Below are 23,062 nucleotides of genomic sequence, written 5' to 3' on the forward strand. Positions count from 1 at the left end.
TCACAGCGCCGAGAGCTCCGCCTCCAGGTCGTCCAGACCCAGCGAGCCCTGCGACAGCGCCGCCATGTGCCACTTCTTCGCGTCGAAGGCGTCACCGTGCGCCGCCCGCGCCGCCTCCCGGCCGCGCAGCCAGGCGCGCTCCCCCAGCTTGTAGCCGATGGCCTGCCCCGGCATGCCCAGGTAGCGCACCAGCTCGCTCTCCACGAAGTCCGCGGGCCGCCCGCTGTGCTGCCCGAAGAACTCCTGCGCCAGCTCCGGCGTCCACCGCTCGCCCGGGTGGAACGGCGAGTCCGCCGGGATCTCCAGCTCCAGGTGCATGCCGATGTCGATGATGACCCGCACCGCGCGCATCATCTGGCAGTCCAGGTAGCCCAGCCGGCGCTCCGCGTTGTCCAGGAAGCCCAGCTCGTCCATCAGCCGCTCCGCGTACAGCGCCCAGCCCTCGGCGTTGGCCGAGACCATGCCCACCGTGGTCTGGTACCGCGAGAGCTGATCGGCGACGTGCGCCCACTGCGCCAGCTGGAGGTGGTGACCGGGGACCCCCTCGTGGTACCAGGTGGAGACCAGGTCGTAGACCGGGAACCGGGTCTCGCCCATCGTCGGCAGCCAGGTGCGCCCCGGCCGCGAGAAGTCGAGCGAAGGGCTGGTGTAGTACGGGGCCGCCGCGCTGCCGGGCGGGGCGATCATCGACTCCACGCGCTTGACCCGGTCCGCCAGTTCGAAGTGGGTGCCGTCCAGCGCCGCGATGGCCTCGTCCATGAGTTCCTGGAGCCAGACCCGGATTTCCTCGACACCCTCGACGGCCTCGCCCTCGGTGTCCAGGTGACGCAGCGTCTCCCACGGGGTGGCGCCGGGCAGGATCTTGGCCGCCTCGGCCCTCATCTCGGCGTGCAGCCGGTGGAACTCGGACCAGCCGTACGCGTACGCCTCGTCCAGGTCCAGGTCGGTGCCGTTCCAGTAGCGCACCCAGCGGGCGTACCGCTCGCGGCCCACGATCTGCGGGGCACCGGCCACACCGGGGGAGTACGTGCCGGACAGCCACTCCCGCAGTGCCACGATCGCGCCGGTGGCCTCGCGCGCGCCCTCGGCCAGCTCCGCGCGCAGCGCCTCGGGGCCGTCCGCGACGAACTGCGCGAACCAGCTCTTCTCCGCGCCGTCCGCGATCCACTCCTCCAACTGGCCGATCACGGTGGTGACCTGACGCGGCCCGGCCGGAAGCCCGCGCTCCAGGCCGGCGGCCAGCGCGGCCCGGTAGCTCTCCAGCGAGGCGGGTACGGCGCGCAGCCGGGTGGCGATGTCCGCCCAGTCGGCCTCGGTCTCGGCCGGCATCAGGGAGAAGACGCTGCGCACATCGTGCACGGGGGAGAAGAGGTTGCTGACGGCCCGCAGGTGCTCGTCCGCCTCGTGCACGGCGAGTTCGGCGGTGAGCCGCTCGCGCAGCAGCCGGGCGCAGCGCCGCTCGGCGTCGCTGTCCGCTCCTGGGCGGCTCTCCGCCTCGGTCAGCTCCCGCAGGGTGCGCCGGGCGAGTTCGGCCCGGGCCAGCTGGCCTTCGGGGGAGTAGTCGGGCAGCCGTCCGGCGCTCTCGGCGACGCCCAGGAAGGTGCCGGTGATGGGGTCGAGCGCGACGAGGGCGTCGACGTAGGAATCGGCGAGGGCTCGGGGCAGCACGGGGCTGGTGGTGTCTTCGGACATGCGCCCCATCCTGGTACCTGACCCCGGATTCGTCACTACTGATGTGCCCGGTCGTTCCTGTCGTGGCCGGTCAGCGGCCGTGGTGCCGTGGCGTCAGGGTACGGGGGCGGCCGGATCCAGCGGGGCGGGCAGCGGCCGGGCGGCCAGGGGGGCGGAGAGCACCACGGTCTCCCCGTCAGGGTGCCGGCCGACCGTCAGGCCCGAGGCCCGCAGCAGGGCCAGGAGCCCGTGCTCGCCGCTGCCGCCCGGGGTGGTCACCGCGTAGATCTCCGTGTAGCCGGCGCCCGCGGCCAGGGTGAGCAGCCGGCGCAGCAGAGCCGTGCCCACCCCGCGCCGCTGTCGGCCGTCCGGCACCAGCAGGGCCAGTTCGACCTCGTCGCCCTCGCCGTCCCACAGCAGATGTCCCAGGCCCGCCAGGGCGCCGTCCCGGTCCCGGGCGGCGACGCCGTGCCCGAACCGGGGGCTGAGCAGATGCGGCAGCAGCCGGTCGGCCTCCTCCGCGTCCCGCACCCCGTGGTAGCGCTCGCGCAGGGTCTGGAGCGAGCAGCGGGCGTGCAGCTCCTGGGCGGCGGCCAGATCGCCGGGCCCCACCGGGTCCACCGAGCGGACGATGGTGCGATGGAGGGAGGAGTCAGCCATGGAACCACTGTCCCTCCCCGGTGTTGCCCGGCCACGAACGTCCTGTGACCGCGGGGTTAAGGATGCTTCGGTGGTAAATGCGGCCTTCGGTCGGCCGGGCCCCCATGCCATGCTCCGAGCGTAACCCGGTGCGGAGGTAAAGCCGGTGTGCCGGAATGGGATGCTGGCCGGCGTGGACGATGACGGGCTGAAGATCTTCGAGGAGCACCGCGGCCTGCTGTTCGGTGTCGCCTACCGGATGCTGGGCGCCGTCGCGGACGCCGAGGACATCGTGCAGGAGACCTGGCTGCGCTGGTCGGGCGCGGAGCGCGGCGCCGTCGAGCACCCCCGGGCCTATCTGGTGCGGATCACCACCCGGCTGGCGATGGAGCGGCTGCACCGGCTGCGCGAGGCCCGCGAGACGTACCCGGGCACCTGGCTGCCCGAACCGCTGCCCACCGCCGCGCAGATGGAGCCGGCGGAGGCGGGGGACGCCGCCGGGCCCGCGCTGCGCGCCGAGTCCGTCTCGCTGGCGGTGCTGGTGGTGCTGGAGTCGCTCAGCCCGCTGGAGCGCGCGGTGTTCGTGCTGCGCGAGGCGTTCGCGTTCCCGTACCAGGAGATCGCCGGGACCCTGGGACGCGGCGAGGCGGCGGTACGGCAGTTGGCGGGCCGGGCACGTCGGCATGTCGCGGAGCGGCGACCGCGCTTCGAGGTCGATCCGGTGCAGCGCCGCGATCTGACCGAGCGGTTCCTGGCCGCCGCCACCCAGGGCGACCTGGACGGGCTCATGGCGCTGCTGGCCACCGACGTGCAGGTGCTCGGGGACGGCGGTGGCCGGGGCAAGGCCCCGCTGCGGGTGATCACCGACGCCCGCAAGGCCGCCCGTTTCCTCACCGGGATCGGCGGGCGCCAGCCTGCCGCCTCGCAGGTGCGCTTCGTGGACCTGAACGGCGGCCCGGGGCTGCTGGTCTCCAGCGCCGGCGCGCCGTACGCGGCGTTCCAGCTGGAGGTGGCGGACGGGCTGGTGAGCCGGGTCTATCTGATCTCCAACCCCGACAAGCTGCGGCATCTGGCGGGGGTGGCCGGCGGCTGAGCGCCGCCGCGGGCCGGGCCGGGCGGGGCCGGCCCGCGGCCTGGCGGCCGGCTACAGCCCGCCGGAGACCCGCAGCACCGCGCCCGTGGTGTACGAGGCCTCCTCCGACAGCAGCCAGGCGACGGCCCCGGCCACCTCCTCCGGCTGCCCCGGGCGGCGCATCGGCACCCGGTCCTGGTTGCGCCAGGGGCGCTGCGCGTCGCCCATGGTGGCGTGCATGTCGGTGACGATCATCCCCGGCTGCACGGAGTTGACCCGTACGCCGTCGGGGGCCAGCTCCTTGGCGAGGCCGACCGCCAGCGTGTCCACGGCCGCCTTCGTCGCGGCGTAGTGCACGTACTCGCCGGGGCTGCCCAGGGTGGCCGCGCCCGAGGAGATGGTCACGATGGCGCCGCCGGAGCCCTCGTACCGGGTGGACATCTCGCGGGCCGCGCGCCGGGCGCACAGCAGGGTTCCCATCACGTTGACGTCCACCACGCGCCGCATGATGTCGGTACCCGTTTCGGTGAACCGGCCCAGCGGTCCGGTGATCCCGGCGTTGCACACCGTGCCGGTGACCGGACCGAGGGCGCGGACGGCGGTGTCGAAGAGGTGGTCGACCTGGTCGGCGTCGCTGGTGTCCACCTGGACGGTGACGGCCTGACCGCCCGCTTCGCGCACCAGCGCCGCGGTCTTCCCGGCGGCGTCGGTGTCGCGTTCGTAGCCGATGGCGAGGTGGTGCCCGGCCCGGGCGAGGCGGACGGCGATGGCGGCGCCGATACCCCGGCTGCCTCCTGTGACCACAGTGACGTGCTGTTTCATGGCACGACTCTATCGAGGTACCTCGGTACCGTTGTCGGGATTGATTGGTCTTGACCAAGTCGCCGGGCCGCCCTAGGGTCCGCCATATACGCAACAACCTTTCATAATCACGGGTTTCGGGGAGGCAACGGTGGAAACGACGCAACGGGAGCGCGAGCCGGAGCCCAAGTACTGGCATCTGCGCACCCTGCTCTCCAAGGCCCTGGACACCGAGTTCTCGGTGGGCGAGATCCTCCCCAACGAACGCGAGCTGGCCGCCCGCTTCGGCGTCGCCCGGGCCACCGTGCGCCAGGCCCTGGAACAACTGGAGCTCGAAGGCCGCCTCCAGCGGCGCCGCGGCGTGGGCACCACCGTCGCGCCGCCTCGCGTCGGGGTGGACCTCAGCCCCTCCCAGCACTCCTGGCCCGGCTGGTCCGGCGATCCGTGGACCGCCACCGCCGCGGCACCCGCACCGCCGCCGCCCGCCGTGGCCCGGCTGCTGGACATCCGGGCCGGCGAACCCGTCGAGGTCATCCACCGCATCCTGATGACCCACGGTCAGCCGGTCGCCACCGAGCAGCTGTACGTACCCGGTGCGGGCGAGCCGCGACTCCCCGCCGCCGAAGGCCCCGACCGGGCCAGGCGGTTGCTGCGCGGGCTCCAGGAGACCGACGCCTCGGGACAGGACCGTACCGTCGAACTCGGCGCGGCGGGCGCCGAGGCGGCCCGCCGCCTGGAGCGGCTGCCGGGATCACCGGTGCTGCTGGTCACCACCCGCTACTTCGCCGCGGGCCGCACCGCGGCCGTCTCCGTCGCCACCTACCGGGCCGACACCTGCCGGCTCACCTTCGCCGACCAGCCGGCCCTGACCGCCCTCACCAGCTGACCCGGCACGGCTGACCCGGGCACGGCACCGCCACCGGCCGGGCCGGGTCACTCCGGCCGGACGCCGCACTCCGCCGGGCCGCCCGGCGGGTGCACCGCGAACATCTGCGCCTCCACCCGGTCCAGCGCCATCCGCAGCGCCCCCCAGGCGATCGCCTCCGCGCCCAGCGCCGACGCCGCCACCCGCGGGGTGCGCAGGCAGTACCGGGACAGCTCCCGTGCCAGCGGCTCCACCACCCCGTCCAGCCCCGAGGCCCACCCGCCCACCACCACCAGCTCGGGATCCAGCGCCAGCACCAGCGCCGTCACATCGTGGGTCAGCCGCTCCACATAGCGCTCCACCGCCGCCCCCGCCAGCGCCTCCCCACCCCGCGCCCGCTCGAACACCCGCCCCACCGCGGCCTCGTCCAGCGCCGCCAGCGGCCGGCCGTCCGTGGACAGCAGCGACTCGGGCGTCGCCCCCCGCCCCAGCAGATGCAGCGCACCGATCTCCCCGGCCGCCCCGCCGTACCCCCGGTGCACCCGCCCCCCGATCAGCGATCCCGCGCCGGGTGACAGCCCGGCCAGCACCATCACCACATCGTCACAGCCCACCGCGGCGCCCCGCCAGCGCTCGCCCACCGCCGCCACGTTCGCGTCGTTCTCCACCACCACCGGCGCCCCGAGCGCCGCCCCAAGCCGCTCTCCGAGCGCCAGCCCCGTCCACCCCGGCAGTGCCGCGCACAGCCGCACCGAACCGTCCGCCGCCATGATCCCCGGCGAACCCACGCCCACCGCCCGCACCGAATCCCGCGCCACCCCCGACGCCATCAGCGCGGCCCGCGCCGCCCCCTCCACCAGGGCGAGACGCTCGGCGGCCGGCGTCCGCGCCGTCGCCGTCCGCACCGCCGAGCCCACCCGCCGCCCGGCCAGATCGGACACCAGCACCGCGACGCGCAGCGCCCCTATCTCCACCCCCAGCAGATGTCCGGCCTCCGCCCGGAAGCGGAAGCGGCGGGCCGGGCGACCCACCCGGGGCGCCCGTGTCCCGTCCCCGTTCACCGCCGCGGCGGCGTATCCCGCGCCCAGCAGCGACTCCACCACCTGCTCCACGGTGGGCCGGGACAGCCCGGTGACGGCGGCCAGCTCCGCCAGCGACGGAGACCGCCCCGACTCACCGGCCGCCCGCAGCGCCCGCAGCACCACCGCGGAGTTGATCCTGCGCAGCAGGGAAGGATCCCCGCCCTCCCACGACGTCAGAGAATCGCCCCCGGCGTGTACGCGGCAGCCTTCGGATGCCGCTTCGCCACCTCCTCCACGGCCGCCACCACGGCCGCCACCTGCTCCCCGGCCGCGCCCGTGAACGACAGCCGGTCCGCCATCAGCGCCGCCAGCTCGGCCGCGCCCAGCGGGATACGGTCGTCCGCCGCCAGCCGCTCCAGCAGCTCGTTGCGCTCGCCGCCCTCCCGCAGCCGCAGCGCGGACGCCACCGCGTGCTCCTTGATCACCTCGTGCGCCGTCTCGCGGCCCACCCCGGCGCGCACCGCCGCCATCAGCACCTTGGTGGTCGCCAGGAACGGCAGGAAACGGTCCAGCTCCCGGGCCACCACCGGCTCGAACGCCCCGAACTCGTCCAGCACCGTCAGGAACGTCTCCACCAGCCCGTCGAAGGCGAAGAACGCGTCCGGCAGCGCCACCCGGCGCACCACCGAGCACGAGACATCGCCCTCGTTCCACTGGTCGCCCGCCAGCTCGCCCACCATCGAGGCGTGGCCGCGCAGGATCACCGCGAGCCCGTTCACCCGCTCGCACGAGCGCGTGTTCATCTTGTGCGGCATCGCCGAGGAGCCCACCTGCCCCGGCTGGAAGCCCTCGGTCACCAGCTCCTGCCCGGCCATCAGGCGGATCGTCTTCGCCAGCGAGGACGGCGCCGCGGCCAGCTGCACCAGCGCCGAGACCACCTCGTAGTCCAGCGAGCGCGGGTACACCTGGCCCACCGAGGTCAGCGCCCGCGCGAAGCCCAGGTGCCCGGCGATCCGCGCCTCCAGATCCGCCAGCCGCGCCGGGTCACCGCCCAGCAGGTCCAGCATGTCCTGGGAGGTGCCCACCGGGCCCTTGACGCCGCGCAGCGGGTAGCGGGCCAGCAGCTCCTCCACCCGGCCGAACGCCACCAGCAGCTCGTCGGCGCCCGTCGCGAAGCGCTTGCCCAGCGTGGTCGCCTGCGCCGCCACATTGTGCGAACGCCCCGCCATCACCAGGCCGCCGTACTCGCCCGCCAGCCGGCCGAGCCGCGCCAGCAGCGCCACCGTACGGTCGCGCACCAGCTCCAGCGAGAGCCGGATCTGCAACTGCTCCACGTTCTCGGTCAGATCCCGCGAGGTCATGCCCTTGTGGATCTGCTCGTGCCCGGCGAGCGCGTTGAACTCCTCGATCCGCGCCTTCACATCGTGCCGCGTCACCCGCTCACGCTCAGCGATCGACGCCAGGTCCACCCGCTCCAGGACGCGCTCGTAGTCGGCGAGCGCCTCCTCCGGGACGGCCACGCCCAGATCCCGCTGGGCGCGCAGCACCGCCAGCCACAGGCGGCGCTCCAGCACCACCTTGTACTCGGGGGACCACAGCCGGGCCAGCTCCGCCGAGGCGTAGCGGCCGGCCAGGACATTCGGAATGCGGGGCTTGTCTGTCACGTCACCGGATTCTACGGCGGGCTCAGCTCGGGTCGCTTCGGAGCCCGCCCGTCGCCCGAGGAGCGGCCCGTCAGCCGCCGCCCGATCCACGGCAGCAGATGCTCCCGGGCGAACCGTACGTTCGTCCCGACCCGCTGCCCGAACCCCACCGGGGCGGGTGGCGGCAGCGGAGCGTCCCAGTCGAAGGAGGCCGGGTGGCCCAGTCGCTGCCACACCGCCTCCGCGACCCGGCGGTGCCCCTCCGTCGTCAGATGCAGCCGGTCGTCCGCCCACATCCGCGGGTCGCCCAGCGCCCGCGAGGCGTACAGATCGGCCACCACCACGCCCTCGTGCCGGGCGGCGAGCGTGTCGATGTGCGCGTACAACTCCTCCATCCGCCCCCGGTAGCGCTCCAGCACCGGACCGGTGCGGCCGGGGGAGCGCATCAGCAGCAGTGTCCGGCAGGACGGCGCCAGCCGTTCCACCGCCTCCTCCAGCAGCCCGCACACCCGCGGCAGGTCGCAGCGCGGCCGCAGCACGTCGTTCAGGCCGCCGACCAGCGTGACCAGATCCGCGTCCATCGCGGCCGCGAGGGGCACCTGGTCGGAGGTGATCTGCGCGATCAGCTTGCCGCGCACGGCGAGGTTCGCGTACCGGAAACCGGGCGCGTGCCCGGCCAGCCGGTCCGCCAGCACATCGGCCCAGCCCCGGTACGAGCCGTCGGGCAGCGCGTCCGACATGCCCTCGGTGAACGAGTCCCCCACCGCGACAAAGCTGCGGACCGGCTCCGCGCCTTCCTGTCCCCGGTCCCTCTCCTCTTCCATGGCATTCACCGGGCGATGCTATCGAGAGCGGGCCGCCGAGGCGGGACCGCCCGGGGTGCCCACCAGCTCGCGCAGCACGTCCTCCATCGTCACCACCCCCGTGGGCCCTCCGTCCGTTCCCATCACGGCCGCCAGATGCGTCGCCCCGCCGCGCATCGCGGTCAGCACCTCGTCCAGCGGGGTGCCCGCGCCCACCCGGGCGATCGGCCGCAGCGCCGACAGCGTGAAGGGCAGTTGCGGGCGGGCGGCGTTCAGCGCGTCCTTCACATGCAGATAGCCCAGCACGGCGCCGCGCTCGTCCAGCACCGGGAAACGCGAGAACCCGGTGCGCGCCGACAGCGCCTCCAGCTCGTGCGGGCTGATGCCCACCCGCGCCGTGACCACCGCTCCGCGCGGTCGCATCACCTCGCCCACCGGCCGCCGCGCCAGCCGCAGCGCGTCCCGCAGCCGCCCGGTGGCCCGCTCGTCCAGCAACCCGGCCGCCCCCGAGTCGGTGACGATCCGGTCCAGTTCCTCGTCCGAGAACACCGCGAGCACCTCGTCGCGCGGGGTGACCCGCAGCAGCCGCAGTACCGCGCTCGCCAGGTCGTTGATGCCGCGCACCAGGGGCGACAGCGCCCGGGAGAGCGCCAGCAGCGGCGGGCCGAGCAGCAGCGCGCAGCGCAGCGGGGTGGCCAGCGCGATGTTCTTGGGCACCATCTCGCCCAGCAGCATGTGCAGATAGGTGGCCACGCTCAGCGCCACCACGAACGCGATGGGGTGGATCGCCCCCTGCGGGACACCGATCCCGTGCAGCAGCGGCTCCAGCAGGTGCGCTATCGCCGGCTCGGCGACGATGCCCAGCACCAGGGTGGTCAGGGTGATGCCCAGTTGGGCGGTGGCCATCAGCAGGGAGAGATGTTCCAGCGCCACCAGCACCCGGCGGGCGCGCGCGTCGCCCTGCGCGGCGAGCGGGTCGATCTGGCTGCGGCGCACCGAGATCAGGCAGAACTCCCCGAACACGAAGAACGCGTTGAGGGCGATCATCAGCAGCCCGGTCAGCAGTTGGAGCGCGATCACCGTGCCTCCTCGGGGGACGGTACGGGGGCGGTCAGCCGCACCCGCACGACGCGGTGGTGGTCGGTGCGCAGCGCCGACAGCTCCCAGCCGGCGCTGTCCACCCGGTCACCCGGGGCGGGAATGCGGCCCAGTTCGGTGGCGATGAACCCGGCGAGCGTCTCGTACGGCCCTTCGGGCAACTGGAGCCCGATGACCTGGAGCTGGTCGCGGCGTACCGCGCCGTCCGCCTCGTACACGCCGGGGCCCAGCGGCAGCAGATCGGGCGCCTGGCGCGGATCGTGCTCGTCGCGGACACTGCCGACGATCTCCTCGATGATGTCCTCGAAGGTGAGCACCCCCGCGGTGCCGCCGTACTCGTCGATGACCACCGCCATCGGCCGTTCGTCCGACAGCTCCTCCAGCAGCCGGTCGGCGGGGAAGCTGTCCGGCACCAGGAGCGGTTCGCGCAGGAGTTCACGCACCGGGGTGCGGGCCCAGCGCTCGTCGGGCACCGCGAGCACGTCCTTGAGCTGGACGATGCCGCGCACCGCGTCCAGGCCGCCCTCGCACACGGGGAACCGGGACAGGCCGGTGCCGCGGATGGCGTCGGCGACGTCCTGGAGGGTGGCGTCGGTCTCCAGGGCGGCGACCCGCACCCGGGGGGTCATGATCGACTGCGCGGTCAGCCCGGACAGCTGGATCGAGCGGACGAACAGCTCGGCGGTGTCGGCGGCCAGCGTGCCCTCCTCGGCGGAGTGCCGGGCCACGGCGACCAGTTCCTGGGGAGAACGGGCCGACGCCAGCTCCTCGGTGGGCTCCAGGCCGAGCCGGTGCAGGACGCGGTTGGCGGTGTTGTTCAGATGCCGGATGAAGGGCCGGAAGGCGGAGGAGAACCCGCGCTGGAGGGGGGCCACCCGGCGGGCGACGGCCAGCGGGGAGGAGATGGCCCAGTTCTTGGGGACCAGTTCACCGATGACCATGAGGACAACGGTGGACAGGGCGGTGCCCAGCACGAGGGCGACGGTGCCCGCGGCGGAGCCGGGCAGCCCGGCCGAGCGCAGCGGGCCCGCCAGCAGCGCGGCGGTGGAGGACTCGGCGAGCATGCCGATCACCAAACTGGTGAGGGTGATGCCCAGCTGGGCCCCGGAGAGCTGAAAGGTGAGCGACCGTACGGCGCTGAGGGCACCGGGCGCGCCGGGCAGGCCGCGCTCGGCGGCCTCCTCCAGGACCGACCGTTCCACGGTCGTCAAGGAGAACTCGGCGGCCACGAACACCCCGCAGGCCACGGTGAGCAGAAGGGCCACGCACAGCAGCAGAATCTCGATCACGACACCACCGTCCTGACGGAAGGGGACATAACGTCCCACTGTACGAGCCGGGAACGGAAGGCACGGGGAGGAGCGGCACACCCGCGCCGGGGAGCGGGCCCGCGGCGCGGCGGGGGATAGGGTTGCGGTCATGTCTGACGCGGAGAACGCCCTGTTCGCGGCGGTTGACGCGCTGGTGGAACAGGCCGCCGCGCCCGGCGAACTGCCCCCACCGGCCGAACGCAGGCGGCTGCGGGAGGCCGCCGGGCTCACCCGGCAGCAGGTCGCCGGGGCACTGGACGTCAGCTGGCAGGCGGTGGCCGCCTGGGAGTCCGGCAGCGCGGTGCCACGCCCGCCGAAACGCGCCGCGTACGCCCGCCTGCTGGAGCGGCTCGCCGAACGCCATCCGCAGCCGGCCGCACAGGGCGGAGAGAGCCGTCCGGCGGACGGCGCGGTGGGCGACGGGAAGCGCACCGGCGGTGCGACCGGGGCGCGGGAGGAAGAACCGCCGACGGCGGGCGTGGGCGCCGACCCGGGTCCGCGCGGGATGGCCGCCGGTGGCGGTGCGCCGGGCGCGGCCACGGATCGGGCGCGGGGCGCCGTCGTGGACGGGCCGGATGCAGACGGGCCCGACGCACCCGGAGCGGATGCCGCGCCGGTGCCGCGCACGGAACGGAAAGGCGCTGCCGCCCGGCCGTCCGGCGCACCGGCTCCCGACCGCCGGCCCGCCACCGGGGCGAGCGACCGCCGGGGAACGCCGGCCCCCGACCGTACGGGTACGGCCGCCGGCGCGGTGGCCGTACCGGGCCCGGCACGGCCCGGCGACGACGCCGCGGCACTCCCCGCCGCCCGACCCGCCGGTGCGCCGTACCCCGCGGGACCGCTCGTCGTCCTGGACGGTGCCGCACGCGCCCACACCGCCGACGGCCGTACCCTGCACTGCCCCGCCGCCACCGTCACGGACCTGGTGGAGTGGGCGCTCGGCGCCGGCATCGGGCAGGAGCGGCTGCACCGCCACGGGCGCGACGCCGATCCGCTGGTCGTACTCACCGAAGCCGCCGCCGAACGGCTCGGGCTGCCCGCGCGGCTGACGGACCGCCGCAACCTCCGGCTGCCCGAGGACCACCCCGCGGTCCGCGACCTGGTCGCGGCCGGCTGGCGGCTGACCCGCCGCGGGTTCGGGCCCTGGGCCCGCGTCCACCAGCCCGTCGAGGCGCACGGCACGCGCCGCTGCGTCCAGCTGGCGGTGCTGCCCTGGGACGCCCTCGACACCCGGGCCTGGTCGGACCTCACCGCTTTCGCCACGCCCGGTGAACTCGCCCGCGCCCTGGGCACGTACGCCAGCCGCGTCCTCACGCCGCGCGGCTCCACCGCCGTCAACGGCCTGGAGCTGATGACGGCGCTGCGTCCGCCCACCCGGCCGGTACGGGACGCGACCGGCGGCTGGACCTCGGGCCACGTCGCCGGGTCGCTCGCCGTCGCCGTGGACCCGGCCCCGCCGGAGGCCCCCGACGAGCATCCCGTCGCGGCCGGCCGCGACCCGCACGACGTCCTCGACGAGGAGGCCTACGAGTGGGTGCGCGACCCGGACCTGCTCAGTGACGCCGAGTGCGCCCTGCCCCATGCCGTCGGCCTGGACGTGAACATGGCGTTCGCCGCCGCCGCCAACCGGCTGCGGGTCGGCCTCGGCGCCCCCCTGCACACCGACGGCCCGCGCTTCGACCCCAAGCTGCCCGGCGCCTGGTACGCCGACCTGTCCGGCATCGCGACGGACCCCCGGCTGCCGTCCCCGTTCACCCCCACCGGACAGCGCCCCACCGGGCCCGCCTGGTACGCGACGCCGACCCTGGCCTACGCCGCCGAACTCGGCCACCCCGTACGGCCGCTGGAGGCCTGGCTGCGGCCGGAGGCCGGACCGTACCTCGACCCCTGGTACACCCGGCTGCGGGACGCCTACCTGGCGACGATGGCGGACCTGGGGGTGACCAAGGACCTCACCGACGCGGAGTTCCTGGCCGCCATGGAACGGCACCGCGGCGCCGACCCGGCGACCGCGGGGGTGCTCTCCGCGATCAAGGCGACGGTGAAGGGCGGCATCGGCAAGCTGCGCGAACGCCCGCAGGGCGCGGGCCACCGCCCCGGCGGCCGGTGGCCCGCCCTGGAACGGCCCACCTGGCGCCCCGACATCAGAGCCGCCGTCATCGCCCAGGCCCGCACCAACATGCACCGCAAGATGGCGCGGATGGCCGCCCACGGCCACTTCCCGCTGGCCGTGCTGTCCGACTGCGTCGTCTACCCCGCCCCCGGCCCCTCCCCGCTGGACCTGCTGCCCCGCACCGGGGACGGCGCCCCGGCGCCGGGGGTCTTCCGGCTCGGCGTCTCACCCGGCATGGTCAAGCTCGAAGGGGCCAGGGAACTGTGGTGGGCCGCCGAACTCATGGAGCAGGGACACAACCCCGCCCGGCACATCAAGGAGTAGTACCTCGTGGGAGAGATCGGCGACGGCATCGAGACCGCGCTCCAGGCCACGGCCACCCGCCCGCCGCCGGTGACCCCCGGCGCCCGGTTCCGGCTGCTGCTGCGCGCCGAGAAGGGCTCCACCAAGGCCGTGGCCGCCCGGCTCGGTATCTCCCCGCGCACCGTGCAGCGCTATCTCGCCGGGCAGATCAGACGTCCCACGCCACGCCTGGCCGCCGCACTGGAACGTGAGGCGCGCCGCGCCTGGCAGCCCCGCGTCCGGGCCCGCGCCATCCGCGCCGCCTCCGCCGCCGGGGTGGTGGTGGAGACCCGCGCCCGGTTCGGCTTCACCGCCGCGCCCGGCTCCACCGACGACCCGCGGCTGCGCCGGCTCACCGAGCAGCTGCCGCCCGACGCCTCGGCCCGGCTGCTGGCGGCCCACCAGGCCGGCGGCTCGGAGGAGGACCTGCGCCGCATCCTGGGTGAAGCGCTCGGCCACGTCTACTTCCGCGACCACGGCCGCCGCGCCCAGGACCTGGACGTCGAGATCAACGACGTCGACTACCTGGAACTGGACCTCGGCGGCTGACCAGCACCGGCGCCCTCGGTTTCGGTAGGGTCCCGGCCATGAGTGTCGAACCCGCCGCGACCTGGGCGGCCGAGGCCATCGGGCGGATACGGGAGGGGTACCGTCCCACGCCGCTGCGCGCGGTGGCGCTGCCCGGTGCCGACGGAATCGACGTGCACTTCAAGGACGAGTCGGCGCATCCCACCGGCAGCCTGAAGTACCGGCTGGCACGGGCCCTGTTCCTGCACGCCATCGGCACCGGTGCCATCCGGGCGGGCACACCGGTGATCGCCGCCACGGGCGGGCCGGTCGCGGTGGCGGGGGCCCGGCTCGCGAGACTGCTGGGCCTCGGGTTCACCGCCGTCGTCCCCGGGAAAACACCGCCGGCGGTGCTCGCCGGGATCGAGCGGGAGGGCGGCCACTGGCAGGTGGGGGAGTTGCCGCCGGCCGCGGTGCAGGAGGAGGCGCGGGCCCTGGCCGCGCGGCGCGGTGGTCACTTCCTGGACCACTTCACGGACGCCGTGCCCGCCGTCACCGGCTGCGGCGAGCCGACCATCGCCGAGGAGATCTTCGACCAATTGGGGCGGGGCCCGCACCCGGTCCCGCGGTGGATCGTCAGCGGCGCCGGGACCGGGGCCACCTCCACGGTGATCGGGCGTTATCTGCGCCGGCACGGCCACCGGGGCGGGCTGGCCGTGGCGGACCCGGAGAACTCCGCCTACTTTCCGGCCTGGGCCTCCGGGTGCGCCGACTACGCCACCGGAATGCCCTCCCGGATACCCGGCATCGGCCGCCCGCGCGCCGAGCCGGGCTTCTCGCCGGAGGTGATCGATCTCGTCATCCCGGTGCCCGACGCGGCCTCCCTCGCCGCCGCGCACTGGCTCCGCGAGACGACCGGCATCGAGGCGGGCCCCTCGACCGGCACCCAGGTGTGGGGGCTGTGTCATCTGCTGGCCCGCATGCGGGAGGCCGGCACGCGCGGCAGCGTGGTCGCGGTCATCGGCGACGGACCGGCCCCGTACCGCCGCACCCACCTGGACCGGCGGTGGGCGCGGGAACGGGGCCTGGACCCCGCCTCGCACGAGGCGGCGCTCGCGCGCTTCGCGCGCACCGGCCGCTCCCCGGTGGAATGAGCGGAGCTCAGCCGCCGGCGGCCGGGCCGAACTCCGCCAGGGCGGTGGCCACGATGGCCTCCAGGTGGTCGGAGTGGGCCCCGCGCCAGTAGACCCGGGCACAGCGCGTACAGCGGGCGAACACGTCGTACGTGCGCCGGGTCCCGCCGTCCAAGCCGGAGGCGACCTCGTCCTTGCCCACGGTCTCCAGCTCGCCGTTGCACGCGGTGCACCGCGTCCACGGGGCGAGACGGGGCGCGAAGCGGCCCAGTACGTCGCGCAGTTGCTCATCGGGACGGTCGCTGTAGACGAAGCCGCCCGCCCAGATCTCCCGGCGGCGCAGCAGCCCCCGGTCCCGGGAGAGCAGCACCCGGCGCTCGGTGGCGGAACGGGTGGCCAGGGCCGGGTCGCCGATGTCCTCGCTCTCGTAGGCGGCGTCCACCCCGAGCAGCCGCAGCCGGCGGGCCAGGGTGCCCAGGTGGACGTCGAGCAGGAAGCGCAGCGGCGCGCCCGGCACCCGCTGGGGCCGGGTCACGGCGGCGACCTCGATGGTCTCGCCGCCCCGCGGGACGTAGGAGAATTCCACCGGCCTGCCGTCCGCGGTCAGGGCGCCGATCTCGGTGAGCGGGGTGCCGCAGGACTCCACGACATGGCCGAGCGTGGACACCTGGTCGACGGCGGCCCGTACGCCTTCCGCGCGCCGGCGCGCGGACAGCAGCGGGTGGAGTGCGGGGGCGAAGCGGAGCCGGATCTCTGGGGGAGGCACCGGGCCAGCATCCCATTGGCCGGGCGGCCGGCACCGGAAATTAATTTTGCAGACTCTGCACTTTTGCATACCCTGCAAGGTGTGACCGGTGAACAGAGACCCGAGGGGCTGCGCGACCGCAAGAAGCGGGCCACTCATCGTGCGCTCACCGAGGCAGCCATGCGGCTCGCGGCCGAGCACGGGGCCGAGAACGTCACCGTCGAGGCGATCAGCGAAGCAGCCGGTGTCTCGCCGCGTACCTTCTTCAACTACTTCGACAACCGCGACGAGGCCTTCGTCATGATCGACGCGGATGTCGCCGACCGGGTGCGGCGGTCGGTGCTCGACGCACCACCCGAGCGCCCCCCGCTGTGGGCCGTCGCGGACGCCTACGCGGCCGAACTGCCCGACCCCGGCACCGACCACGAACTGTGGGAACTGCGCGTGCAGGTGCTGCGCCGCTCCCCGCATCTGCTGGTCCGCACCCTGGGCGCGCACCAGGCCGACGAGGAGCGGCTCGCGGGCACCATCGCCGCACGCGTGGCCGCCGCCGGATGCGCCGACCCCGGTGTCTACCCCCGGCTGCTGGCCGCCGTCGCCAACACCGCGGCCCGCGTCGCCATGGAGCACTGGAGCTCCGGCGACCGGGAGCAGCCCGTCCCGGAGATCTTCCGTGAGGTCTTCGGCCACCTCGCCGCCGGTCTGCCCGCCCCCGGGCCCGCCGCGGCCCTGACCACCACCTCGGCCGGGTCCTGAGGACCCGGCCGCCACCTACACCCTCCGCACATCGAGAAGGACATCGTGACCCTCACGACCGAGGCGCCCGAGGAAACCCCGGGCGCCATGACCAACCGCCAGATACTCCAGGCGATGTCCGGCCTGATGGCCGGCATGTTCGTCGCCATCCTGGCCGGCACGGTGGTGGCCAACGCCCTGCCCCGCATCATCACCGACCTCAACGCCAGCCAGTCCTCCTACACCTGGGTCATCACCTCCGAACTGCTGGCGATGACCGCCACCGTCCCGCTGTGGGGCAAGCTGTCCGACCTCTACAACAAGAAGCTGCTGCTCCAGCTGTCCCTGGGCCTGTTCCTGGTCGGCTCGCTGCTGGCCGGCTTCTCCCAGGGCGTGGGCCTGCTGATCTTCAGCCGGGTCGTGCAGGGCATCGGCGCCGGCGGGCTCACCGCACTCGTCCAGATCGTGATGGCCGCCGTGATCCCGCCCCGCCGGCTGGGCAAGTACGCCGGGATCTTCGGCGCCGTCTTCGCCGTCGGCACCGTCGCCGGACCGCTCATCGGCGGCGTCCTGGTCGACACCTCCTGGCTGGGCTGGCGCTGGTGCTTCTTCATCGGCGTGCCGTTCGCCCTGGCCGCGATCGTCATCCTGCAGCGCACCCTGACCCTGCCCACCGTGCGCCGTGAGGTCAAGATCGACTACCTGGGCGCCGGACTGATCGTCGCCGGGGTGTGCGCCCTGCTGATCTGGACCACCATGGCCGGCAACCAGTTCGACTGGGCCTCGTGGCAGACCGCCGTCCTCACCGGCGGTGGCGTGATCCTGCTGGGCTTCGCCGTCCTCGTGGAGTCCCGGGTGGCCGAACCGGTCATCCCGCTGACGATCTTCCGCAACCGCACCGTCACCCTGACCACCGTCGCCAGCCTCCTGGTCGGCCTGGCCATGTTCGGCGGCACCGTCTTCCTCTCCCAGTACTTCCAGATCGCCCTGGGCAAGTCCCCGACCGTCGCCGGCCTGATGAGCCTGCCGATGATCGGTGGTCTGCTGGTGTCCTCCACCGTCGCCGGACAGCTCATCAGCGCCACCGGACGCTGGAAGATCTATCTGGTGGCCGGCGGCGTCACCATGACCGCCGGGCTCGGACTGCTGTCCACCATCGGTGCCGACACCGGGTTCGGGCTGCTCAGCATCTACATGGCCCTGCTGGGCATCGGCGTCGGTCTGCTCATGCAGAACCTGGTGCTGGCCGCCCAGAACGACGTGCCCGCCGCCGAACTGGGCAGCGCCACCTCCGTACTGTCCTTCTTCCGCAGCATGGGCGGCACCATCGGCACCTCCGTGCTCGGCGCGGTGCTCGCCAACCGGGTCGCCAGCCAGCTCGGCGGCTTCGACGCGGGCGGCGACAGCCACTCGGTGCCCGACATCTCCCAGCTGCCGGACGAGGCCCGCGAGGTCGTGCAGAACGCCTACGGCAACGCCACCGGCGATCTCTTCCTGATCGCCACCCCGTTCGCCGTCCTCGCCCTGATCACCGTCCTGTTCATCAAGGAGAAGGCGCTGAAGACCACCAACGCCACCCAGCGGTTGGCCGAGGAGGCCCAGCAGGAGGAGGCCGCCAAGGAGACGGCCCCGACCGCCGGCTGACCCCGTACGCCGCGCCCGCCCCGCAAGCCGGGCGGGCGCGGCGTACCGGCCCCGGCCCCGTTACCCCTACCGGGTCTGTGACGGGCCATCGGTTCTGTGCATCATGGGACCCACGGTCCCTCTAGCGATGGCGAGTTGACCCCGATGGGTGAGTACGGCAAGGACGTGCGGGAGACGGCGGCGGCACCGGAGATCGACACCTCGGTCCCGCACTCGGCCCGGATATGGAACTACTGGCTCGGCGGCAAGGACAACTACGAGGTCGACCGGACGGCGGGCGACCAGTACGCCGCGACCTTCCCCGGGATCTTCGACATCGCCCGGGTCAGCCGCTACTTCCTGCACCGCACCGTGCGCCACCTGGCGGGCGAGGCGGGCATCCGGCAGTTCCTCGACGTGGGCACCGGCCTGCCCACCGAGGACAACACCCACGAGATCGCCCAGCGTGTCGCCCCCGACGCGCGGATCGTGTACGTCGACAACGACCCGCTGGTGCTGGTGCACGCCCAGGCGCTGCTCACCTCGACCCCCGAGGGCCGCACCGATTACATCGACGCCGACCTCCACGACCCGGCCCGCATCCTCCGGCTGGCCTCCCGCACCCTGGACCTGACCCGGCCCGTCGCGCTGATCCTCTCCGACGTCATGGGCCATGTCCCCGACGACCGGCAGGCCCAGGACGTCGTGCGGCAACTGGTGGGCGAGCTGCCGCCGGGCAGCTATCTGATGCTGTCGCACGGCGCCACCACCTCCCAGGAGGTCATGGAGGCGCAGGACGACTACAACGACAGCGGCGCCGCCCCGTACCGGCTGCGCACCCTGGAACAGATCTCCCGGTTCTTCGACGGTCTGGACCTGGTGGAGCCCGGCGTGGTGCCCATGCCCCAGTGGCGGCCCGACCTCGGTGAACTGAGCCCGCACCCCGAGGGCGCCGGGATCGGCGGGCTCGCCCGCGTCCCCGGCTGACCGGAGGCGGCGGTGGCCCGAGCCACCGGGCCGGCGGGTGTCGTCGAACGTCCTGACGGCCCCGCCGGCCCGGCCCACCGCCTCACCCCGCGCCGACCGTCTCCCGCTCGCGCGCCGCGGGCGCCGCGCGGTGGGCCGGGGCCGGATGCCGTTCGCGCTCCCGGCGCATCGCCCGGCCGTGCAGCCGCAGCAACTGCGTCACGCCGACCGCGATGAAGAGCAGTACCACCGAGAACGCGATGCGGTAGTCGTCGCCGGTGGCGTCCAGCAGCAGCCCGACGGTCAGCAGCGCCAGCGAGGAGGCCGTGAAGCCACCGATGTTGACGATGCCCGAGGCGGTGCCGTGCCGCTGCGCCGGGTTGGCCAGCCGCGCGTAGTCGAAGCCGACGGTGGAAGCCGGTACACAGCCGCCGAGCACCACGCACAGCAGCACCAGCAGCCAGCTCGGCGCGCCCTCGCCCGGCCACCAGATCGCCGCCGTCCACGTCACGGTCACCACGGCCGTCACGGTCAGCACCACCGGCAGCCGGGCGGTGCGCCAGCGGCTCAGCAGCCAGCCGAAGGGCAGCCCGAGCAGCAGGCTGGTCAGCACCACCAGGGTGAGCAGCTCGCCGGCCGTCACCCGGCCGTAGCCGTGCTCCTCGACCAGGAACGGCAGCCCCCACAACAGCAGGAACACCATCGCCGGGCACTGGGTGGTGAAGTGCGTCCACATGCCCAGCCGGGTGCCCGGCTCGCGCCAGGCGGCCCCGATCTGGCGGCGGATCGCGCCCCGGCCGGTCGCCGGGGCCGGCTCCGGCGCCTGCCCCCGCGGCTGGTCCCGCAGGAACAGCACCAGCGGGATCAGCACCAGCAGGCCGCCCAGCGCGCTGCCGGCGAAGGCGGTGACCCAGCCCGAGTCGTTCAGCACACGGGAGAGCAGCAGGGTGGAGGTGAGGTTGCCGGTCATCCCGGCGAGGCCGGTGAGCTGGGCCATCATCGGCGCGCGGCGGGCCGGGAACCAGCGGTTGCCCAGCCGCAGCACCGCCAGGAAGGTCATCGCGTCGCCGCAGCCCAGTACGGCGCGGGCGGCGAGCGCGGTGCCGTAGGAGGGGGCGTAGGCGAAGCCGAGCTGGGCGGTGACGAGCAGGGTCAGACCCAGGATCAGCACGCGCCGGCTGCCGAGCCGGTCCACCATGACGCCGACGGGTATCTGCATCGCCGCGTAGACGAGCAGCTGGAGGATGGGAAAGGCGGACAGCGCGGAGGCGCCGACCGCGAAGCGGTCCGCGGCGTCGAGCCCCGCCACCCCGAGGGAGGTGCGGAAGACCACGGCGACGAAGTACACGGCGACCGCGATCAGCCACACGGTGACGGCACGCCGGCCGCCGGCCGGATCGGCGGGGGAGCCGGGATCGGCGGGGGAACTCACCGGACCTCACCCCTGGCCAGTTCGGAGACCCGGCTGACGTGCCGGACGGTGACGGCCAGCGCTGCCTCGGTGTCGCCGGCCCGCAGCGCGTTCAGGATCTCCTGGTGCTCGGTGAGGGCGAGCGCGATCCGGTCGGGGCGGGAGCGTACGACGGCCACGCCCATGCGCAGCTGCCGGTCGCGCATCTGGTCGTACAGCCGGGACAGGATCGCGTTGCCGCCGCTGCGGACGATCTCGGCGTGGAAGGTGCGGTCGGTGAGCGCCATGTCGGCCAGCCGGCCGGCGGCGGCCTGGGCGCGGTGCAGCTCCAGCAGTTCCGCCAGCCGGTCGGTCAGCCCGGGCGGGGCGGGTACCGCCTTGCGCACGGCGTGCGTCTCCACCAGCAGCCTGGTCTCCACCACGTCGGCGATCTCCTGGGCGGAGACGGGCAGCACCATGGCGCCCTTCTTCGGGTAGAGGCGGATCAGCCCCTCGCTCTCCAGGCGCAGCAGTGCCTCGCGCACGGGGGTGCGGGAGACACCGGCGGCCTCGGCCAGCTCGCCCTCGGTGAGCAGGGTGCCGCCCTCGTAACGGCGGTCCAGCACGGCCTGCTTGATGTGCTCGTAGACGTGGTCGGCTGCGGGGGGTCGTTTGGTGGTGGGGGCTGCGTGCTGCGGCATGCGCACAGCATAGATACAACAGAGATGCGCGGCGGGCGCGCGTCCGCCATACGGGCGGAGCGTTCCGGCCCGGCCGGCGTGCGGGGGCTCAGCGGCGCAGCGCGGTCTCCCGGTCCATGTGGGTCAGCTTCTCCGGGTTGCGTACGGCGTACAGGCCGGTGATCAGGCCGTTGTCGACGTGCGCCGTCACCACCGTGTCCAGTGCGCCGTCCAGCCGGACGATCAGCGCGGGGTGGCCGTTGACCTGTGCCGGGCGCAGCGCCGCGGTGACCTTGCTCAAACCGCCGAGCAGCAGCCGGGCCACCTTGTCGGCCCCCACGATCGGCCGCGGGATGGCCTGTTTGACGCCGCCGCCGTCCCCCAGCAGGACGACGTCGGGCGCGAGGATGTCCAGCAGGCCCTGGAGATCGCCGGTCTCGGTCGCCCGCCGGAACGCCTCCAGCGCGTCCCGGGTGCTCGCCTCGGAGACGGCCTCGCGGGGGCGGCGCGCCGCGACATGGGCCCGGGCCCGGTGCGCGATCTGCCGGACGGCGGCCGGGGACTTGTCGACGGCGTCAGCGATCTCGCCGTACCCGAGGTCGAACACCTCGCGCAGGACGAACACCGCCCGTTCGGTGGGGGCGAGCGTCTCCAGCACCAGGAGCATCGCCATCGAGAGGCTGTCGGCGAGTTCGACGTCCTCGGTCACGTCGGGGGCGGTGAGCAGCGGTTCGGGCAGCCAGGATCCGACGTAGGACTCCCTGCGGCGGCCCAGGGTGCGCAGCCGGGTCAGCGACTGGCGAGTGGTGATCCGCACCAGGTAGGCGCGCCGGTCGCGCACCTCGTCCAGGGCGACGCCGGACCAGCGCAGCCAGGTCTCCTGGAGGACGTCCTCGGCGTCGGCAGCCGAGCCGAGCATCTCGTAGGCGACGGTGAACAGCAGGCTGCGGTGGGCGAGGAAGGCGGCGGTGGCGGGGTCCGTGCCGTGCTCGCCCCGGGGGTGCGCCGCAGTGTGCGGAGTGGGCTGGCTGGGGGTGCTGTGGTCGCTGGTCACCGGCTGCTCCTGCCTTCGTGGTGCCAAGGGTGGCACGCGCACAAGACGCCGGGACGCCGCGCCGTGTGACACCCGTCGGCGGTGGTGCTCGTCACACGCCGTACCCGTCACAGGGGCCGGGCGGGCGGCATCTTGTGGTCGGCAGTGCACCATCCACGAGTGAGGACGACGTCATGGACGCCCGGTTCAACCTGTTCGACAACGAGATCGCGCTCAAGTTCGCCAAGCGGTTCGCCAACGCCGCCCTGATCATCCAGCAGTCGCCGCTGCCGCACTCCCTCCAGGAGCTGGTCTCGCTGCGCGCCAGCCAGATCAACGGCTGCGGTCACTGCATCGACATGCATGTGAAGGAGGCGGCCGCCGCCGGGGAGAGCGCGGTGCGGCTGCACCTGGTGGCCGCCTGGCGCGAGTCCACGGTGTTCACCGAGGCGGAGCGCGCGGCCCTGGCGCTGACCGAGGAGGGCACCCGGCTCGCCGACGCCCACGAGGGGGTCAGCGACGCGACCTGGGCCCGGGCGCGCGAGCACTTCGACGACGACCGGATCGGCGCGCTGGTCTGTCTGATCGCCATGATCAACGCGGCCAACCGGCTCGCGGTGATCACGCACCAGAAGGGCGGCGCGTACGAGGCGGGTCAGTTCGCCGCGGCACTCGACTGAGCGGCGTCCGGGATCTGTCGGCCGGATCCGTCCGGCCACCGAACGAACCGGCCCGGGACCGCGTGGTCCCGGGCCGGTTCGTGTACGAACGGGCGGGCCGGGAAACGGCCCGTGCTGCGCGAACCGTTGACATGAGGCAGTTGTCAACTCAGTCTGGTTACGGCCGGGTTACTGCAACCGGTTGCACCATC

The 23,062-nt window shown here is 74.0% G+C and carries 21 protein-coding genes; 9 read left to right on the forward strand and 12 right to left on the reverse strand.

What is annotated here, in order from left to right; all coding sequences use genetic code 11:
- Positions 1-1,692, reverse strand: coding sequence for a DUF885 domain-containing protein (locus tag ACTFAP_RS27910; protein ID WP_390124646.1), 1,692 nt, complete (start codon positions 1,690-1,692; stop codon positions 1-3).
- Positions 1,693-1,785: 93 nt separating this feature from the next.
- Positions 1,786-2,331 (reverse strand): GNAT family N-acetyltransferase, encoded by a 546-nt coding sequence (locus ACTFAP_RS27915; protein ID WP_495682879.1) that lies wholly within the window; start codon positions 2,329-2,331, stop codon positions 1,786-1,788.
- 160 nt (positions 2,332-2,491) lie between these two features.
- Here ACTFAP_RS27915 and sigJ point away from each other — a divergent pair, with 160 nt between their 5' ends.
- Complete coding sequence (gene sigJ / locus ACTFAP_RS27920; RefSeq protein ID WP_495685027.1) at positions 2,492-3,403, forward strand: RNA polymerase sigma factor SigJ; 912 nt, start codon at positions 2,492-2,494, stop codon at positions 3,401-3,403.
- A 51-nt stretch (positions 3,404-3,454) separates the two neighbouring features.
- Here the strand turns inward: sigJ and ACTFAP_RS27925 are convergent, their stop codons facing one another.
- Positions 3,455-4,204: an SDR family NAD(P)-dependent oxidoreductase gene (locus tag ACTFAP_RS27925; RefSeq protein ID WP_500467753.1), complete on the reverse strand. Its 750-nt coding sequence runs from the start codon at positions 4,202-4,204 to the stop codon at positions 3,455-3,457.
- A gap of 130 nt (positions 4,205-4,334) precedes the next feature.
- Between ACTFAP_RS27925 and ACTFAP_RS27930 the strand changes: the two genes are divergently transcribed.
- Complete coding sequence (locus ACTFAP_RS27930) at positions 4,335-5,069, forward strand: GntR family transcriptional regulator (RefSeq protein ID WP_495682881.1); 735 nt, start codon at positions 4,335-4,337, stop codon at positions 5,067-5,069.
- Between the two features lie 47 nt (positions 5,070-5,116).
- On the opposite strand, the gene ACTFAP_RS27935 is transcribed toward ACTFAP_RS27930, so the two are convergent.
- From ACTFAP_RS27935 to ACTFAP_RS27955, 5 genes are read right to left on the reverse strand one after another with little or no spacing between them, the layout of a single operon-like run.
- Positions 5,117-6,253, reverse strand: a complete 1,137-nt coding sequence (locus tag ACTFAP_RS27935) for an ROK family protein (protein ID WP_495682882.1) — start codon at positions 6,251-6,253, stop codon at positions 5,117-5,119.
- Positions 6,254-6,303: 50 nt separating this feature from the next.
- A complete protein-coding gene (purB, locus tag ACTFAP_RS27940) occupies positions 6,304-7,734 on the reverse strand; it encodes an adenylosuccinate lyase (protein ID WP_495682883.1) in 1,431 nt (476 codons plus the stop codon).
- Between the two features lie 11 nt (positions 7,735-7,745).
- Entirely contained in the window at positions 7,746-8,537 is a 792-nt protein-coding gene (locus tag ACTFAP_RS27945; RefSeq protein WP_495685028.1) for a GDSL-type esterase/lipase family protein, read from the reverse strand.
- An 18-nt stretch (positions 8,538-8,555) separates the two neighbouring features.
- On the reverse strand, positions 8,556-9,596 hold the full coding sequence (locus ACTFAP_RS27950; RefSeq protein ID WP_500467754.1) for a hemolysin family protein: 1,041 nt from the start codon (positions 9,594-9,596) through the stop codon (positions 8,556-8,558).
- Positions 9,593-10,903: a hemolysin family protein gene (locus ACTFAP_RS27955; RefSeq protein ID WP_500467755.1), complete on the reverse strand. Its 1,311-nt coding sequence runs from the start codon at positions 10,901-10,903 to the stop codon at positions 9,593-9,595. Before ACTFAP_RS27955 ends, ACTFAP_RS27950 begins: the two co-directional genes overlap by 4 nt.
- Positions 10,904-11,033: 130 nt before the next feature.
- On the opposite strand from ACTFAP_RS27955, the gene tap reads away from it, so the two are divergent.
- From tap to ACTFAP_RS27970, 3 genes are read left to right on the forward strand one after another with little or no spacing between them, the layout of a single operon-like run.
- Positions 11,034-13,361 carry a telomere-associated protein Tap gene (gene tap / locus ACTFAP_RS27960; protein ID WP_500467756.1) on the forward strand — a complete coding sequence of 776 codons (2,328 nt, stop codon included), beginning with the start codon at positions 11,034-11,036 and terminating at the stop codon, positions 13,359-13,361.
- Positions 13,362-13,367: 6 nt separating this feature from the next.
- Positions 13,368-13,928: a telomere-protecting terminal protein Tpg gene (tpg, locus tag ACTFAP_RS27965; RefSeq protein ID WP_495682887.1), complete on the forward strand. Its 561-nt coding sequence runs from the start codon at positions 13,368-13,370 to the stop codon at positions 13,926-13,928.
- A gap of 38 nt (positions 13,929-13,966) precedes the next feature.
- Positions 13,967-15,040, forward strand: a complete 1,074-nt coding sequence (locus ACTFAP_RS27970) for a pyridoxal-phosphate dependent enzyme (RefSeq protein ID WP_500467757.1) — start codon at positions 13,967-13,969, stop codon at positions 15,038-15,040.
- Between the two features lie 7 nt (positions 15,041-15,047).
- On the opposite strand, the gene ACTFAP_RS27975 is transcribed toward ACTFAP_RS27970, so the two are convergent.
- Positions 15,048-15,785 carry a Mut7-C RNAse domain-containing protein gene (locus ACTFAP_RS27975; protein WP_495682889.1) on the reverse strand — a complete coding sequence of 246 codons (738 nt, stop codon included), beginning with the start codon at positions 15,783-15,785 and terminating at the stop codon, positions 15,048-15,050.
- A gap of 81 nt (positions 15,786-15,866) precedes the next feature.
- On the opposite strand from ACTFAP_RS27975, the gene ACTFAP_RS27980 reads away from it, so the two are divergent.
- The 3 genes from ACTFAP_RS27980 (at position 15,867) to ACTFAP_RS27990 (ending at position 19,109) form a co-directional block, all read left to right on the forward strand.
- Positions 15,867-16,520: a TetR family transcriptional regulator gene (locus ACTFAP_RS27980; RefSeq protein WP_495682890.1), complete on the forward strand. Its 654-nt coding sequence runs from the start codon at positions 15,867-15,869 to the stop codon at positions 16,518-16,520.
- An 87-nt stretch (positions 16,521-16,607) separates the two neighbouring features.
- Positions 16,608-18,143: an MDR family MFS transporter gene (locus tag ACTFAP_RS27985; protein WP_436982202.1), complete on the forward strand. Its 1,536-nt coding sequence runs from the start codon at positions 16,608-16,610 to the stop codon at positions 18,141-18,143.
- A 144-nt stretch (positions 18,144-18,287) separates the two neighbouring features.
- Positions 18,288-19,109 (forward strand): SAM-dependent methyltransferase, encoded by an 822-nt coding sequence (locus ACTFAP_RS27990; RefSeq protein ID WP_495685030.1) that lies wholly within the window; start codon positions 18,288-18,290, stop codon positions 19,107-19,109.
- A gap of 82 nt (positions 19,110-19,191) precedes the next feature.
- Here the strand turns inward: ACTFAP_RS27990 and ACTFAP_RS27995 are convergent, their stop codons facing one another.
- The 3 genes from ACTFAP_RS27995 to ACTFAP_RS28005 all read right to left on the reverse strand — a co-directional run bounded on the left by ACTFAP_RS27995 (position 19,192) and on the right by ACTFAP_RS28005 (position 22,212).
- Positions 19,192-20,520 carry an MFS transporter gene (locus ACTFAP_RS27995; RefSeq protein WP_495682891.1) on the reverse strand — a complete coding sequence of 443 codons (1,329 nt, stop codon included), beginning with the start codon at positions 20,518-20,520 and terminating at the stop codon, positions 19,192-19,194.
- Positions 20,517-21,179 (reverse strand): FCD domain-containing protein, encoded by a 663-nt coding sequence (locus tag ACTFAP_RS28000; RefSeq protein WP_495682892.1) that lies wholly within the window; start codon positions 21,177-21,179, stop codon positions 20,517-20,519. Before ACTFAP_RS28000 ends, ACTFAP_RS27995 begins: the two co-directional genes overlap by 4 nt.
- 88 nt (positions 21,180-21,267) lie before the next feature.
- Positions 21,268-22,212 (reverse strand): RNA polymerase sigma-70 factor, encoded by a 945-nt coding sequence (locus ACTFAP_RS28005; RefSeq protein WP_495682893.1) that lies wholly within the window; start codon positions 22,210-22,212, stop codon positions 21,268-21,270.
- Positions 22,213-22,385: 173 nt separating this feature from the next.
- Between ACTFAP_RS28005 and ACTFAP_RS28010 the strand changes: the two genes are divergently transcribed.
- Complete coding sequence (locus tag ACTFAP_RS28010) at positions 22,386-22,871, forward strand: carboxymuconolactone decarboxylase family protein (protein ID WP_495682894.1); 486 nt, start codon at positions 22,386-22,388, stop codon at positions 22,869-22,871.
- Positions 22,872-23,062: the final 191 nt, after the last annotated feature.

The organism is Streptomyces sp. PH9007 (genome assembly GCF_059813725.1).